14 protein-coding genes and 1 pseudogene are annotated in these 15,011 nt (G+C 72.5%); 12 read left to right on the top strand and 3 right to left on the bottom strand.

The window, feature by feature from the left end:
• Positions 1–109: 109 nt before the first annotated feature.
• The 3 genes from ACOJUF_RS01865 to ACOJUF_RS01855 are packed head-to-tail and all read right to left on the bottom strand — an operon-like array spanning position 110 to position 2,636.
• A complete protein-coding gene (locus ACOJUF_RS01865) occupies positions 110–1,075 on the bottom strand; it encodes a phosphotriesterase family protein (RefSeq protein WP_420120163.1) in 966 nt (321 codons plus the stop codon).
• A complete protein-coding gene (locus ACOJUF_RS01860; protein WP_420120162.1) occupies positions 1,072–2,046 on the bottom strand; it encodes an NAD(P)-dependent oxidoreductase in 975 nt (324 codons plus the stop codon). Before ACOJUF_RS01860 ends, ACOJUF_RS01865 begins: the two co-directional genes overlap by 4 nt.
• Entirely contained in the window at positions 2,043–2,636 is a 594-nt protein-coding gene (locus ACOJUF_RS01855; protein WP_420120161.1) for a glucose-6-phosphate isomerase family protein, read from the bottom strand. Before ACOJUF_RS01855 ends, ACOJUF_RS01860 begins: the two co-directional genes overlap by 4 nt.
• A gap of 370 nt (positions 2,637–3,006) precedes the next feature.
• On the opposite strand from ACOJUF_RS01855, the gene eda reads away from it, so the two are divergent.
• The 12 genes and pseudogenes from eda to ACOJUF_RS01795 all read left to right on the top strand — a co-directional run.
• Positions 3,007–3,672 carry a bifunctional 4-hydroxy-2-oxoglutarate aldolase/2-dehydro-3-deoxy-phosphogluconate aldolase gene (gene eda, locus ACOJUF_RS01850; RefSeq protein WP_420120160.1) on the top strand — a complete coding sequence of 222 codons (666 nt, stop codon included), beginning with the start codon at positions 3,007–3,009 and terminating at the stop codon, positions 3,670–3,672.
• Positions 3,669–4,535, top strand: coding sequence for an SDR family oxidoreductase (locus ACOJUF_RS01845; RefSeq protein ID WP_420120159.1), 867 nt, complete (start codon positions 3,669–3,671; stop codon positions 4,533–4,535). The genes eda and ACOJUF_RS01845 overlap by 4 nt, the downstream gene beginning before the upstream one ends.
• Positions 4,535–5,647, top strand: coding sequence for a galactitol-1-phosphate 5-dehydrogenase (locus ACOJUF_RS01840; RefSeq protein ID WP_420120158.1), 1,113 nt, complete (start codon positions 4,535–4,537; stop codon positions 5,645–5,647). Before ACOJUF_RS01845 ends, ACOJUF_RS01840 begins: the two co-directional genes overlap by 1 nt.
• Positions 5,648–5,655: 8 nt before the next feature.
• The gene (locus ACOJUF_RS01835; RefSeq protein WP_420120157.1) at positions 5,656–6,750 is read left to right on the top strand and encodes a zinc-dependent dehydrogenase; all 1,095 of its coding nucleotides are present in this window, start codon (positions 5,656–5,658) and stop codon (positions 6,748–6,750) included.
• Positions 6,747–8,276 (top strand): glycerol kinase GlpK, encoded by a 1,530-nt coding sequence (glpK, locus tag ACOJUF_RS01830; protein WP_420120156.1) that lies wholly within the window; start codon positions 6,747–6,749, stop codon positions 8,274–8,276. Before ACOJUF_RS01835 ends, glpK begins: the two co-directional genes overlap by 4 nt.
• 2 nt (positions 8,277–8,278) lie before the next feature.
• Positions 8,279–9,259: a shikimate dehydrogenase family protein gene (locus ACOJUF_RS01825; RefSeq protein ID WP_420120164.1), complete on the top strand. Its 981-nt coding sequence runs from the start codon at positions 8,279–8,281 to the stop codon at positions 9,257–9,259.
• A gap of 45 nt (positions 9,260–9,304) precedes the next feature.
• Positions 9,305–10,429 carry a sugar ABC transporter substrate-binding protein gene (locus tag ACOJUF_RS01820; RefSeq protein ID WP_420120155.1) on the top strand — a complete coding sequence of 375 codons (1,125 nt, stop codon included), beginning with the start codon at positions 9,305–9,307 and terminating at the stop codon, positions 10,427–10,429.
• A 26-nt stretch (positions 10,430–10,455) separates the two neighbouring features.
• Positions 10,456–12,015, top strand: a complete 1,560-nt coding sequence (locus ACOJUF_RS01815; protein WP_420120154.1) for a sugar ABC transporter ATP-binding protein — start codon at positions 10,456–10,458, stop codon at positions 12,013–12,015.
• Positions 12,012–13,007, top strand: a complete 996-nt coding sequence (locus tag ACOJUF_RS01810; protein ID WP_420120153.1) for an ABC transporter permease — start codon at positions 12,012–12,014, stop codon at positions 13,005–13,007. The genes ACOJUF_RS01815 and ACOJUF_RS01810 overlap by 4 nt, the downstream gene beginning before the upstream one ends.
• A 1-nt stretch (position 13,008) precedes the next feature.
• Positions 13,009–13,875, top strand: coding sequence for a sugar phosphate isomerase/epimerase family protein (locus tag ACOJUF_RS01805; RefSeq protein WP_420120152.1), 867 nt, complete (start codon positions 13,009–13,011; stop codon positions 13,873–13,875).
• 4 nt (positions 13,876–13,879) lie between these two features.
• Positions 13,880–14,683, top strand: a complete 804-nt coding sequence (locus ACOJUF_RS01800; protein WP_420120151.1) for an SDR family NAD(P)-dependent oxidoreductase — start codon at positions 13,880–13,882, stop codon at positions 14,681–14,683.
• A 4-nt stretch (positions 14,684–14,687) separates the two neighbouring features.
• A pseudogene (locus ACOJUF_RS01795) lies at positions 14,688–15,011 on the top strand (hypothetical protein); the annotation flags it as partial.

Raw genomic sequence — 15,011 nt, 5'->3', positions numbered from 1 at the left:
CGCATGGCCGGCGCCATGTACGGCAGCCGGCTGGCCATCTCCTGCAGCAGATTGCCCGCCCCCGCCGTGGTCATGGGGACAGTCTCCCCGACCGGCCACCGAATCGCGGTCAACCCGACCTCCGCAGGGTCAGCCAGCGGGCCGGATTGGCCCGTAGGACACGGTCGGCCAGCTCGGCGCCGCCGGCCCGCACCAGCCGCGGGACGAACCGCTCGCCCAGGTAGGCCAGGCCGGGCAGGCCGCCGTACGCGACGTACCGGGTGCGCCGGGCGACGTCGCCGCCGAGCAGGATGCGGTCGGCGGCGCCCAGCCCGGCGGCCGTGACCAGGCAGTCGAGCACGGCCGAATCCGGCCAGTCCTTGTGCCGCGCGACCCCGTCGTAGCCGAGGTAGGCGCCGGCCGCGGCGAGCTCGGCGTGCAACCCCGGGTCGGGATTGCGGTCGATGTGGGCCAGCGCGACCGCATCGGCCGGCACCTCGGGCCCGGCCAGCCGGTCCAGCACCTCGAACGCCGCGCTGCCGTGTTCCAGGTGCACCATCACCGGCGCGCCGGTCGCCGCGTGGGCCTGCCCGATGGCCGCCAGCACCCGGTCGGCCGTGGGGGAGATCGACCAGTAGTCGATGCCGGCCTTGAGCAGTCCGGCCCGGACACCGGTGGGGTCGGCCCCGGCGGATCCGGTCGGGGCGGGGCCGGCCGGCGGGGCGTCGGCCGCGGGCATGCCGTCGACCAGATCCCGCAGGAACAGGGCCGCGAGCCGGTCGGCGGACCGGCCGGTGAGCCAGTGGTCCGCCCCGTAGTGCGCGTCCCGGTGCACGCCGGTGGTGGCGACGATGTGCAGTCCGGTGGCCGCGGCGATGCGGGCCAGCGCCGCCGGCCGGCGGCCCAGGCCGATGGGGGTGGCGTCGACCATGGCCGTGAAGCCGGAGTTCAGCAGCAAGCCCGCCTCGGCCCGGCCGGCGTCCTCGTCGTCCAGGTCGTCGCCCGGCAGGAGCGGGCTGACCTGGAACAGGTGCTCGTGGTAGTCGACCCGGCCGAGCGCCGCCGGATCGACGTCACCGGTCACGGTGCGGATCATGTCAGCAGTCTCTCCCGGCCCACGACCGTGACGGCCGGGTCCGGGTCCGCGCCGGCCAGGACCGCGCGCACGGCGGTCACGGCGCCCAGGCCCATCAGGTCGACCGCCTCGACCGTCTGGGCCGCGGTGTGCGGGGTGACGGTCACGCGGTCGGCCAGATCAGCGGCGAGCAGGGGACTCTCGAAGCCGCCCTCGGCCACCAGGGTGTCCGCGGCGTAGGCGGCGACCCGCCCGGCCCGCAGGGCTCCGGCGAGGGCGGCCTCGTCGACCAGCGCCGCGCGCGCCGTGTTGACCAGGACGAGCCCGGGTGGTGCGGCGGCCAACCACGCCTGCGTCACGACAACGGCATCGCCGGGCGCGTGCAGCGTGACCACCTCACAGGTCTCCGCGATCGCCTCGGGCGCAACGGGTTCGGCTCCGGCGGCGGCCACGGCGTCGGCCGGGACGAAGGGATCGGTGGCCAGCACCCGGCAGCCGAATCCGCGGAGCCGGGCGGCCACCCCCCGGCCGATCCGGCCGAAGCCGACGACACCGACCGTCAGCGAGCCGAGCTCCCGGGCCCGCTCGCCGACGGTCCAGGACCCGCCGCGGACCCGCTTGTCGCCCGCGGTGACGCCGCGCAGCGCGGCCAGCAGCAGGGCGATCGCGTGGTCGGCGACCGCGCCGCTGTTGGCTCCAGGGGTGTTGGTGACCAGGATGCCGCGTCGGGCGGCGGCGACCAGATCGACCGCGTCGACCCCGACCCCGTACCGGGCCACGATGCGCAACCGCGGGGCGGCGGCCAGATGCTCGTCGGTGACCGGTCCGGTTCCGGCGATCCAGGCGTCGACCTCGGCGAGCAGCGGCGCCAGAGTCCGGTGGTCGGCCGGGCCCCGGAGCACCCGGATACCGTCGGCCGACAGGTCGGCGGCCAGGTCCCGACGGCCGGTGCCGAACGAGCGCGCGGTGACCAGCACGGTCGGTGCCGTCATGCCGGCACGCCGGTGTCGACCCGGAACGGGCGCCGCACCACGCCGGCCGGACCCCGGAAGATCCGCTCGCCCATGCCGTTCTCGACGACCCACTGGTAGTCGTGGCCGGCCGACCCCGGGTAGACGGCGAGGAACTGGTACTCCTCGTCCCCGGTGTTCACGCTGCGGTGGGCCCAGCCGGGCGGCATGTACCCGATGACGCCGGGCGTCATCTCGATCCAGGACGTGCGCGTGCCGTCGAACGTGAGCAACCCGCCCGTCCCGCGCAGGCACAGGTAGATCTCGCCCTGCGGATCCGGGTGCTGATGACCCTTGGTCATGTAGAACTCGCCGTCCAGCGTGCCCGGCGCGATGGTGGTGACCGACTGGGGCAGCTCCCGCGGCAGCTCCGGCACCGGTGACGAGGCGACGGTGTAGACGACCGGGTCGTCGGCCTCCGCCAGTTCCCGGCGCAGCGGTTCGGCCTCGAAAAGTCCTTCCAGGCTGGACATCCGGCGGACCAGGACGGGGCCGGCGGGGTCGGCGGTGGCCGCCTGGCTGTCGAAGCGTATGCGCAGTGGTTGCAGCGGTGGGGTGTGGAACGACGGCATCGGGCAGACCTTTCCGAGGTGGCGGGGGAGGGGATGGCTCGGGAGCCTGCCACAGATGACATGAAATTTGCAAGACTGAGACGCAAGGCAGAAATTTCTACGAGTGGGTGTATCTGTCCGCATCACGGTACGAAATTTCTACGACCAGTCTTGACACAGCTCGAAATTCCTGCGAACGTCATCGTCACCGCAGGGAACGCCTTCGAGGAAGAGGGAGGGTCCGATGACGCCCATCGCAGCGACCTCCCCCGTGCCCGGGGCGATCCGCACCGACTCCCACCCGAGCCCCGTCATGCCGACGGCGGCTCGGGTCGCCAGGCCGATCCCGGCCGCCCGCCGGCCCGGCCGGCCCCGCCGCGAAAGGGCGAGCATGAATCACGCAGTACTCGACAACCGTCTCCGCGCCATCGGTGTCGTGCCGGTGGTGACCATCCGGGACGCCGCCGATGCGCCGGCCCTCGGCGCGGCGCTGATCGCCGGTGGCCTGCCGGTCGCCGAGATCACCTTCCGCACCGACGCCGCGGCCGCCGCGATCGCGGCGTTGCGCGACACCGTCCCGGACGTGCTGGTCGGCGCCGGCACCGTGCTCGACGTGTCCACGCTGCGCCGGGCGGCCACCGCCGGGGCGGCGTTCGCGGTCACCCCCGGGTTCAACCCGGTGGTCGTCGACGCGGGCCGCGAGCTGGGTCTGCCGGTGATCCCGGGGATCAGCTCACCGACCGACATCGAGGCCGCCCTGGCCCGGGACATCCGGCTGGTCAAGTTCTTCCCGGCCGAGGCGGCCGGCGGCCTGGCCTTCCTCAAGGCCGTCGCCGGGCCGTACCGGGACGTGTCCTTCATGCCCACCGGCGGCATCACCCCGGCGAACCTGCCCGACTACCTGGCCCAGCCCTTCGTCGCCGCCTGCGGCGGCTCCTGGATCGCCACCGAGAAAGACATCACCGACAAGCGTTTCGACGCCGTCGCGGCCGCCGCCGCGACCGCGGCCGCCCTGGTCGCGCGCGTGCGTCGCCCATCCGAAACGAGGAGCGCATGAGTATCTCGATCGACTACAGCCCCGACTACCTGGCCACGCCCGGCACCGCCCTGGCCGGCAAGGTCGCCATCGTCACCGGCGCCGCCTCCGGCATCGGCGACGCCGTCGCCCGGGTCTTCGCCGCCAACCAGGCCAAGGTGCTGCTGGTCGACATCGACGGTGACCGGCTCAAGAAGGTCGTCGCCAGCATCCAGGAGGGGGCCGGGGACACCGAGGTCACCGTCGCCGGGGTGACCGCCGACGTGACCGATGAGGCCGCCGTGCAGGGTCTTTTCGCCAAGGCCGTGGCCGACTGGGGTCGGGTCGACCTGGTCGTCAACAGTGCCGGCCGGGACTCGCTGTCCCCGCCGGTGACCGAGGTCAGCCTGGCCGAGTGGAACGCCACCATCGGTCCGAACCTGACCGCGGTGTTCCTGATGTGCCGCGAGGCGTTCCTGGTGATGCAGACCCAGCCGACCGGCGGCCGCATCATCAACATGGGGTCCTCGTCGACCCGCCTGGCCTCCGGGCCGGGCCACAGCCCGTACCGGGCGTCCAAGCACGGCATGCTCGGCTTCAGCAAGAACATCCTGCTCGAGGGCAAGGGCAAGAACATCGGCGTCACGGTGATGAACCCTTCGCACGTGGCCACCCCGATGACCCAGATCATCGATACGGGCCTGTACGACGGCGACATCCCCGCCTACGTCGACGGCTGGCTGGACGAGAAGGAGATGCGCGAGGGCATTCACGCCAGCTGCATCGACGTCGCCAACGTCGCCGAGGCCGCGCTCTACGTCGCCACCCGCACCCCGGACGTCACCATCCCCACGTTCTCGATGTACCCCACCCACAAGGCGCACCGCTACGGGATGGAGGTCTGATGAAGGCCGTCGTGCTCGACGCCCCCGGCGTCCTGCGTCACGGCGAGGTACCCGAACCGCAGCCGTTCGGGGACCGGCCGGTGCTGATCCGCGTGGGCGCGGTGGGGGTCTGCGGCTCCGACCTGCTGCGGGTCGGCCACGGCACCGCCTACCACTACCCGCTGGTGCTGGGCCACGAGTTCTCCGCCGTGGTCGAGCAGGTGCCGGACGGCTCGCGGCTGCGCCCCGGCGACCGGGTCGCGGTCTTCCCGCTGCTGCCCGATCCGGCCGACCCGCTCACCGAGATCGGCCAGCCCGCGCTGGGTTCCGGCTACGACTACTTCGGGTCCCGCCGCGACGGCGGTCTGCAGGAACGGCTCTGGGTGCCCGAGCGCAACCTGATCGCGGTGCCGGCCACGATGCCGCTGCTGCACGCGGCCATGGTCGAGCCGGCCGCGGTCGCCCTGCACGCGGTGCGCAAGCTCGCCGTGCCGGCCGGCGGGTCGGCACTGGTCATCGGGGCCGGTCCGATCGGCGCGCTGGCCGCCCAGTGGCTGCGGGTGCTGGGGTGGTCGCGGGTGCTGGTCGCCGACGTCGACCCGCGCAAGCGGGAGCTGATGGCCGACCTGGGGTTCGAGACCATCGACCCCGGGCACGACGCCGGCGGCCCGACCGGGACCGTGGCGCAGGTGCGCGCCCGCACCGGCGGCGGCGTGGACGCCGCGGTCGAGGCCAGCGGCCTGCCGGCGACCCTGCTGCAGACGCTGGAGGCCGCCGCGCCGCGCGGCCAGGTGCTGATCCTGGGCGACCTCAAGGGTGACGTGACCGTCCCGCGGGCGCTGATCTCCTCGCTGATCCGCCGCGAGCTGACGGTGTACGGCACCTGGAACTCCACCATCGCCCCGGCCGGGCACAGCGAATGGGAGATGGTGGTCGACGCGATCGCGTCCGGCCGGATCGCGGTGGACCCGCTGATCAGCCACACCGCCCCGCTGGAGCAGGCGCCGGAGCTGTTCACCGAGCTGCTCGACCGCCGGCAATGGTCGAACAAGGTGCTGTTCGCGGTCGGCGCCGAGGCCCGCGCGGAGGCCGAGAACCGCACCGGTGCGCCCGACCTGGCCGGTGCCCGATGACGGACTCGATGACGGCCGCGGTCTTCCGCGAACCCGGCGTCGTGGTGGTCGAGGGTCGGCCGGTGCCCGCGGTCGGTCCCGGCGACCTGCTGATCAAGGTCAGGGCCGCCTCGGTGTGCGGCACCGACCTGCGGATCTCCCGGCACGGCCACTTCAAGATCGCGCCCGGTCAGCACCGGGTACTCGGCCACGAGGTGGCCGGCGAGATCGTCGCCACCGGCGGCCCGATCGAGGGGTATGCGACCGGTGACCGGGTCGCCGTCACCCCGAACGTCGGTTGTGGGCGGTGCGGGATGTGCCGGCGCGGGCTGAACAACATGTGCCCCGACTACGAGGCGTTCGGGGTCAGCCTGGACGGCGGCTTCGCCGAGTACCTGCTCGTGCCGGCGTTCGCGGTGCAGCGGGGCAACGTCTTCCACCTGCCCGCCGGCCTGCCGTTCGCGCAGGCCGCGCTGGCCGAACCGTTCTCCTGCTGCCTGCGCGGCGTGCAGGCGGTGGGCGTCGGGCCGCAGGACGACGTGCTCGTCGTCGGGGCGGGGCCGATCGGGGCGTTCACCGTGATGCTCGCCCGGCTGGCCGGGGCCCGCCGGATCCTGGTCGCCAACCGCAGCCGGGGGCGGCTGGACCGCATCGCCGGGTACGGCGCCGACACGCTGATCGAGGTCGGCGACCGCGACCTGGTCGCCGCCGTGCTGGCCCAGACCGGCGGCCGGGGCGTGGATGTGGCGATCACCGCGGCGTCCAGCCCGCAGGTGCAGGCGGACGCGGTGCAGCTGCTGGCCACGCACGGGCGGGTCAACTTCTTCGCCGGCCTGGGCGCCCGGGTGGACGTCGGGCTGGACACCAACCGGGTGCACTACCAGGGGCTCACGCTCACCGGCACCACCGGGTCCAGCAACGCCGACTACGCGCAGGCGCTGGACCTGATCGGCCGACGCCGGGTCGACCTGTCCACCCTGGTCACCCGCACCTTCGATCTGGCCGACATCGCCGACGCCTTCGCCTACGCCGCGTCCGGCGCCGGCATGAAGGCCGGGATCACCGTCGGTCGGGACGCTCTCGAGGCCACCTCGGAGCTGGAGCAGGCAGGAGCACGGGCATGACGGCCAGCACCACCCTCCCTTCGGTCGTGATGGCGATGGACGCCGGCACCACCGGCATCCGGGCCATCCTGTTCGACCGGGCCGGCGCCGTGGTGGCGCAGGCCAGCCAGGAGTTCACCCAGATCTACCCGAAACCGGGCTGGGTGGAACACGACCCGGTGGACATCTGGAACACCCAGCTGACCGTCGCGCACAAGGTGCTCGACCTGGCCGGGGTCGGGGCCGAGCAGGTCGCCGCCATCGGCATCACGAACCAGCGGGAGACGACGGTCGTCTGGGACCGGCACACCGGGCACCCGGTGCACAACGCGATCGTCTGGCAGGACCGGCGGACCGCCGGCCGCTGCGACGAGCTCAAGGCCAAGGGCCTGACGGATCACGTGCGCCGCACCACCGGGCTGGTGGTGGACGCCTACTTCTCCGGCACCAAGATCGACTGGATCCTGCGCACGGTGCCCGGGGCCCGGGAGCGGGCCGTCGCCGGCGACCTGCTGTTCGGCACGGTGGACAGCTGGCTGATCTGGAACCTGACCGGCGGGGCCGGGTCGAGCACGGCGGTGCACGTCACCGACTACTCCAACGCCTCCCGCACGATGCTGTTCGACATCAACCGGCTCGACTGGGATCCGGTGATGCTGGCCGAGCTGGACATCCCGCGGGCCATGCTGCCGCAGGTCCGGCCGACCAGCGAGGTCTACGGGCACACGGACGCCTCGGTGTTCTTCGGGGTGCGGATCCCGGTCGCCGCCGCCGTCGGCGATCAGCACGGCGCCCTGTTCGGCCAGACCTGTTTCGAGCCGGGCATGGTCAAGTCGACCTACGGCACGGGCGCCTCGCTGCTGATGAACACCGGTGCCGAGCCCGTCTTCTCGGAGAAGGGCCTGCTGACCACGGTCGCCTGGGGCGTGGACGGCCAGGTGCAGTACGCGTTGGAGGGGCTGATCTTCGTCTCCGCGGCGACCATCCAGTGGCTGCGGGACGAGCTGAAGATCGTCTACGACTCGGCCGACACCGAGTTCGCGGCGCTGCGGGTGCCCGACACCGCCGGGGTCTACTTCGTGCCCGCGTTCGTCGGCCTCGCCACCCCGTACTGGGACCCGTACGCCCGCGGCGGCATCCTGGGCCTGAGCTTCGGGGTCAACCGCAACCACGTCATCCGCGCGGCCCTGGAGGCGATCGCCTCCCAGATCCGCGATCTCACCGACGCCATGGCCCCCGACTCGGGGATCCCGCTGGTCGAGGTCAAGGTCGACGGCGGGGCGTCGAAGAACAACTTCCTGATGCAGTTCCAGGCCGACCTGCTCGGGGTGCCCACCCTGCGCCCGACGGTGACCGAGTCCTCGGCCCGGGGCGCGGCCTTCCTGGCCGGGCTGGCCGTCGGGTTCTGGGCCGACCGGGCCGAACTGGCCCGGACGTTCCGGCTGGAGCGCCGGTTCGAGCCGGCGATGAAGCAGGCCGAGGCCGACCGGCGGCACGCCGGCTGGCTGCGGGCGGTCGAGCGGGTCCGCGACTGGGAGGAGCACTGATGGTGATCCGGTTCCGGTCGGCGGACCGGCCGACCTTCTACTTCATCGGGGTGAGCACCGGTTCCTCGTCCATCCGCCGGGTGTTCCCGGCCTGGGCCCGGCATCTCGGTCTCGACGCCACCCTGACCGGGATCGACCTGGCCCTGGACGACGACCCGGCCAACTACCGGGCCGTGGTCTCCGGGATCAAGAACGACCCGCACTCGCTGGGCGCCCTGGTGACGACCCACAAGCTGAACCTGTACCGGGCCGCCGCCGACCTGTTCGACCAGGTCGGCCCGGACACCGAGACCCTCGGCGAGGTCAGCAGCATCTCCAAGCGGGACGGGGGCCGCACCCTCTACGGGGACGCCAAGGACCCGATCACCTGCGCGCTCGCGCTGGACGCGGTCGTCGGCGCCGGCCACTGGTCGAGGACGGGTGCCGACCTGCTGCTGCTCGGCGCGGGCGGCAGCTCGCTGGCGCTCACCCTGGCCCTGCACCGCCGCGCACAGGCCGGCGAGGAGGTTCCCGGGCGCATCGTGGTGAGCAACCGGCGGGCCGGCCGGTTGGCCGAGATGCGCCAGATCCACGAGCGGATCGGCTTCGCCGTCCCGATCGAGTACCACCTGGCTCCGGCCCCGGCCGACAACGATGCCCTGGTCGCCGCCCGGCCGGCCGGCTCGGTCATCGCCAACGCCACCGGGCTGGGCAAGGACCGGCCCGGCTCGCCGCTCACGGACGCCGTCCGGTTCCCGGACGGGGCTCGGGCCTGGGACTTCAACTATCGCGGTGACCTGGTCTTCCTCGACCAGGCCCGCGCGCAGGAAGGCACCGTCGGCGTCATCGCCATCGATGGCTGGTTCTACTTCCTGCACGGCTGGACCCGGGTGATCGCCGAGGTCTTCGCCGACCGGTTGCCGACCGGCATCCCGACCGCCGGGCCGGAGTTCGACGAGCTCTCCCGGATCGCGCTGGCGGCCACCGCCGCCCCCGCGCACTGAACGACCTTCCTTTCCCCGACAGTGCCGTCACCCGACAGGAGAACCATGCGTCACCACCGAAAGACCCTGCGCCGCAGCGTGCTCGCCGCCACCTGCGCCCTCACCCTGCTGGGCGCCTCCGCGTGCGCCCTCACCGGTGGCGGGGCGGCCAGCAGTTCCTCGGCCGCCGGCGGCACCGATGCCTCGCTCGCGGCGGGCTCGGGCACCGCGCCGACGTACCCGGCGCCGATCCCGCTCGCCGACGGCGCCGCCGCCTCGCTGGACAAGCTGACCTACGACGGCGGGACGCCCACCATCGCCTACCTGCCGATGGGCACCGAGTTCAACTACCACCTGGCCCTGTACGAGGGGATCAAGTCGGTGCCCGGGGCCGAGAGCTTCATGCTCTCGCCGTACTCGGGCAGCGACCAGGCCGGCCAGCTGGGCATGCTGCAGGACGTCACCTCCCGGCCGGACGTCGACGCCATCCTGCTGATCAGCTTCGACGAGCACTCGCTGGCGCCGCTGGTGCAGAAGGCCGTGGACGCCGGCAAGGCCGTCATCATCATCAACTCGGACATCCCCAACTACCCCTCGCCGGTTGATGGCGTGGTCGGCGTGTCCCAGCGGGTGGCCAACAAGAAGCTGGCCCAGCACGCGGTCGCGCAGTCCGACGGCTCGCCGCGGCAGGTCGGCATCCTCAACGGGGAGCCCAGCTACCTGGACACCGAGCGGTCCGGCGGCTTCATCGACGGGCTGGCCGGCAGCAACTGGACGGTCAAGACGCAGATCAACGGCGGCTGGAGCGTGGAGAAGGGCAACACCGCGGCGATGGACCTGCTGCAGGCCAACCCGGACGTCACCGTGCTCTACGCGGCGAACGACTACATGGCCGAGGGGGCGGCCCTCGCGGTGAAGTCGCTGGGCCGCACCGACGTCCAGGTGTACGGCTACGACGGCGACACCGCGGCGATCGAGGCGATCGCCAACGGCGACGGCATCACGGCCACCACCGACACCGACCCGGTGGCCATGGGCGCGATGGCCGCCCAGTACGCGATCGACCTGCTCAACAAGAAGGCCCAGGTCGGCTACGTGGACGCGCCGACCGAGATCGTCACCAAGAACAACGCGGTCTCGATCCTGCAGGACCCGGCCGGGCTGTTCCCCAAGCCGTCCAAGGACTACTGAGCCCCTCGGCGCGAAGGAGGACGACCATGACGGTCCAGGCGAGCGGCCCACCGCTCTGGGAACTGCGGGACATCACCAAGGTGTTCCCCGGGGTCCGGGCCAACGACGGGATCAGCATCACCCTGCAGGCCGGCGAGATCCACGGGTTGCTGGGGGAGAACGGCTGCGGCAAGTCCACCCTCATCAAGATCCTGTCCGGGGTGCAGCAGCCGGACGCCGGTGAGCTGCGGCACGAGGGACGCCCGGTCACCCTGGCCGGCCCGGCCGCCGCCCGGGCCCAGGGCGTGGCCACGGTCTACCAGGAGTTCTCGCTCATCCCGCACCTGACGGTGGCCGAGAACATTTCCATGGGCCGGCATCCGCGGCGCCGGGGCGGCCTGCTGGTCGACTGGCGGGCCGTCACCTCGACCGCCCGGGCCATCCTCGGCGAGCTCGGCCTGGACATCGACCCGGACACCCGGGTCAGTGACCTGTCGGTCGCCGAGCAGCAGCTCGTCGAGATCGCCAAGGCGCTGTCCCAGGACGCCGGCCTGCTCATCCTGGACGAGCCGACGACCGCTCTCGGCCAGCAGGAGATCGCCCTGCTGCACGGCCTGCTGCGCCGGCTCAAGGCCAGAGGGGTGGCCATCCTGTACATCTCGCACCGGCTGGACGAGGTGGTCGAGCTGGTCGACTCGTTCACCATCCTGCGGCAGGGCCGGGTGGCCAGCGCCAGCGGCCAGACCCGGCTGCACGTCGACGACATCGTCGCCGCGATGATCGGGCAGGACGTCGGCGAGCACTACCCCAAGGAGCGCAACGCGACGCCGGAGGTCGTGCTGACCGCGCGGGACCTGCGCACCGCGACCCGGGTCCGCGGGGCCTCGTTCGACCTTCATCGCGGCGAGGTGCTCGGCCTCGGCGGGGTGATCGGCTCCGGCCGCACCGAGATCGCCCGGGCGCTGTTCGGCGCGGATCCGCTGACCGGGGGCGAGATCCGGGTCGACGGCGCACCGCTGCGGCTGCGCGGTCCCCAGGACGCGATCCGCGCCGGCATCGCCCTGGTGCCGGAGAACCGTAAGTACGACGGCCTGTTCTTCAACTTCGCGGCCGGCCCCAACATCACCATGGCCCGGCTGGGTGCGGTCCGCCGCGGTCCGCTGTTCGACCACGGCAAGGAGCGGGCGACCGCCCGGCGCTACATCGCCGATCTGGAGATCACGCCCGCCGCCGCCGGCAAGACGGTCAACCTCATCTCCGGCGGCAACCAGCAGAAGGTGCTGATCGCCCGCTGGCTGTTCACCGGGTCCCGGATCGTCATCCTCGACGAGCCCACCCAGGGCATCGACATCGGGGCCAAGCTCGCCGTCTACCGGTTGATCAACGAACTGACCCGGGCCGGCCAGTCGGTCGTGCTGATCAGTTCCGACCACAACGAACTGCTGGCGATGAGCGACCGCATCGCCATCGTCAAGCACGGGCGCGTCACCGACGTCCGCCCGGCCGATCAGGTCTCGCACGGCGACCTGGTCAGTGCGGCGGAAGCCCCCCACCAGCCACCAGTCCCGGCGCCGGCCGTGCTGTCCAGCTCAGGAGAATCCCGATGAAGCGATCGTCCCTGACCGAGTTCGCGGGGCCGGCCCTGGCCCTGCTGGTCATTCTCGTCATCGTCGCCCTCACCACCCCGAACTTCCTGGCCACCGACAACTTCCAGAACATCGCGATGCAGGCGGCGGTGCTGTCGATCGTGGCGATCGGTTCGACGGTCGTCATCCTCACCGGTGGCATCGACCTGAGCCCGGGGTCGATGATCGCGCTGCTGACCATGCTGCTGGCCTCGCTGATGAAGCTGGACGGGTGGCCGCTGGTCCCGGCCATCCTGGCCGTCCTGGCCGGCGGGGCCGCACTGGGGGCGATCAACGGGTTCTTCGTCGCGTACCTGAAGATCCCGGCGTTCATCGTGACGCTGGCCGCGCTGTCCGCCTTCAAGGGCCTGGCGTTGACGATCGGCGGCGGCACCCCGATCTTCTCGCTGTCCCCGGCGCTGGAGACGATCTTCTACGGCCAGGTCCTGGGCATCCCGCTGCCGTTCCTGTACGTCGTCGTGCTGTATGCGATCGCGGTGGTGGTGCTGAACTTCACCACGGTCGGCCGCGAGATCTACGCCATCGGCGGCAACGAGAACGCCGCCCGGCTGTCCGGGGTCCGGGTCAAGCGGGTGCGGATGCTGGCCTTCGTCATCGCCGGCGGCTGCGCGGCCATCGGCGCGGTGCTGCTGTCCGCCCGGCTGAACTCGGGCTCGCCGAACTACGGCACCCTGATCGAGCTGCAGGCCATCGCCGCCGCGGTCGTCGGCGGGGCCAGCCTGGCCGGCGGCCGCGGCCACATCGTCAACACCCTGATCGGCGTGCTCATCATCACCGTGGTGCAGAACTCGCTGAACCTCAATGCGGTCTCCCCGGCCATCCAGAGCATCGCCATCGGGCTGATCATCCTGATCGCCGTCGGCATCGACATCTGGCGCGGCCAGCTCACCCGGAACCTGCTGTCCACCATCGGCCGCCGCCGCGAACCGGCGCTGGCCGGAAAGGCGAACTGACATGAACGAGATCGGCCTGCACTCGCTGGTCTACACCGCCGACTGGTCCGAGGACGCCGCCCGCGACGTCTTCACCCGGGCCGCCGGCCTCGGGTACGACCTGGTCGAGGTGCTGATGTTCGACCCGGCGGCCACCGACACCGCGATGACCGCGCGGCTGGCGAAGGAGTACGGCGTCGGCGTCATCGCCGCCGTGTGCGGCACGTTGACCGCCGACATCTCCAGCGCCGATCCGGAGGTCGCCCGGCGGGGGGAGGAGTTCGTCGAGCGGGCGATCGTGGCCGCCGCCGAGATGGGCTCGCCGGCCCTGGGCGGGCCGAGCTTCTCCGCGGTCCACCGGTACACGACCGCCGCGGCGCTCATCGCCCGGGAGCGGGCGGTGGAGATCTACGGGCGGATCGCCCGGCGGGCCGGTGCGGCCGGCATCCGGGTCGGCCTGGAGGCCCTGAACCGGTACGAGAGCAACTTCATCAACACCGTCGGCCAGGCCGCCGACCTGGTCCGCGCGGTCGGCTCGCCGCACCTGTTCGTGCACGGCGACCTGTTCCACATGAACATCGAGGAGGTCTCGCTCGGGGCGGCGTTCGAGTCGGTCGCCGACGTGCTCGGCTACGTCCACATCGCCGAGAGTCACCGAGGGCCGCTCGGCAACGGAACGATCGACTGGGACGACGTCTTCGGCGCACTGGCCCGGATCGGCTACACCGGCCCGATCACCTTCGAGTCGTTCTCGCCCAGTGTCCTCGGGCCGGACTGGGCGAGCCTGGTCGCGCTCTGGCGGGACCCGTGGACCGATCCGGACAAGGTGGCCGGCGACGCCCTGGCGTTCGTCCGGGAGCAGCTCACCTCCCATCGGAAGGCGGCCTGAGGACATGGATCTCGGACTCGCAGGACGGACCGCACTGGTGACCGCGTCGACCGGCGGCATCGGGCTGCGGATCGCCGCCACCCTGGCCGCGGAGGGCGCCGACGTCATCGTCAACGGCCGTTCGGCCGACCGGGTCGCGATCGCGACCGAAGAACTCGCCGCGACGCTCACCGAGCGGGGTCACGGTTCCGGGTCGGTCACCGGCCTGGTCGGCGACGCCGGCACCGCGCAGGGGTGCGCCCGGATCGTCGAGCAGCGGCCGGACGTCGACATCCTGGTCAACAACCTGGGCATCTACACGCCGGTCCCGATCGACCGGTCCACCGACGAGCAGTGGCTCGATCTGTTCGGGATCAACGTGCTGTCGGGCGTCCGGCTGACCCGGCACTACATCGGCGGCATGCTGGCCCGCGGCACGGGTCGGGTGGTCTTCATCTCCAGCGAGGCGGCGCTGGCGCCGGCGCCGGAGCTGCCGCACTACAGCGCGACCAAGACGATGGAACTGTCGATCTCGCGCAACTTCGCCGAGCTGACGAAGGGCACCGGGGTGACGGTCAACGCGGTGCTGCCCGGCTCCACCCGCACCGACGGCGTGCGGGAGTTCGTGCAGAATCTGTTCCCGGAGCTGCCCTACGAGCAGGCCGAGGCCCGGTTCATGGCCGACAACCGGTCGACGTCACTGCTGGCCCGGCTGATCGACCCGGACGAGATCGCCGACGTCGTCGCGTTCGTCACCAGCGCGCGGGCGTCGGCGATCAACGGGAGCGCGCTGCGGGCCGACGGCGGGATCGTCCGCACGGTGTTCTGAGGCGGTGGGGCGGGATCGCTCGGCCGCGCCCGGCCGCAGCACCCGGGCCATCACCCGCGGAGCGAGCAGGGCCGGCGGCGGGTCGAGCAGCGCGGTCACCCGGATCAGCGCGGCCGCCACCGCGGGCTCGTGGCGGGCGACGCGCTGCACCCGGCGCACGTACCGGCCGATCCAGGCCCGGCCCGGCCGGGCGGGCGGCGCCACCACCCCGGGCAGCGCGCCGACCGCCCCGGCCATCAGGTCCCAGGCCCGGCCGGCGATGCGGTCCGCGGGGGGCGGGGGCCCCGGCGCCCCGACCGGGGCCGCCCCGGGCCGGCGCCCTGGGGCC

Source organism: Nakamurella sp., from assembly GCF_048594475.1.
In the GTDB taxonomy this organism is placed as follows: domain Bacteria; phylum Actinomycetota; class Actinomycetes; order Mycobacteriales; family Nakamurellaceae; genus Nakamurella.
This window is presented reverse-complemented; position numbering and strand designations above follow the sequence as displayed.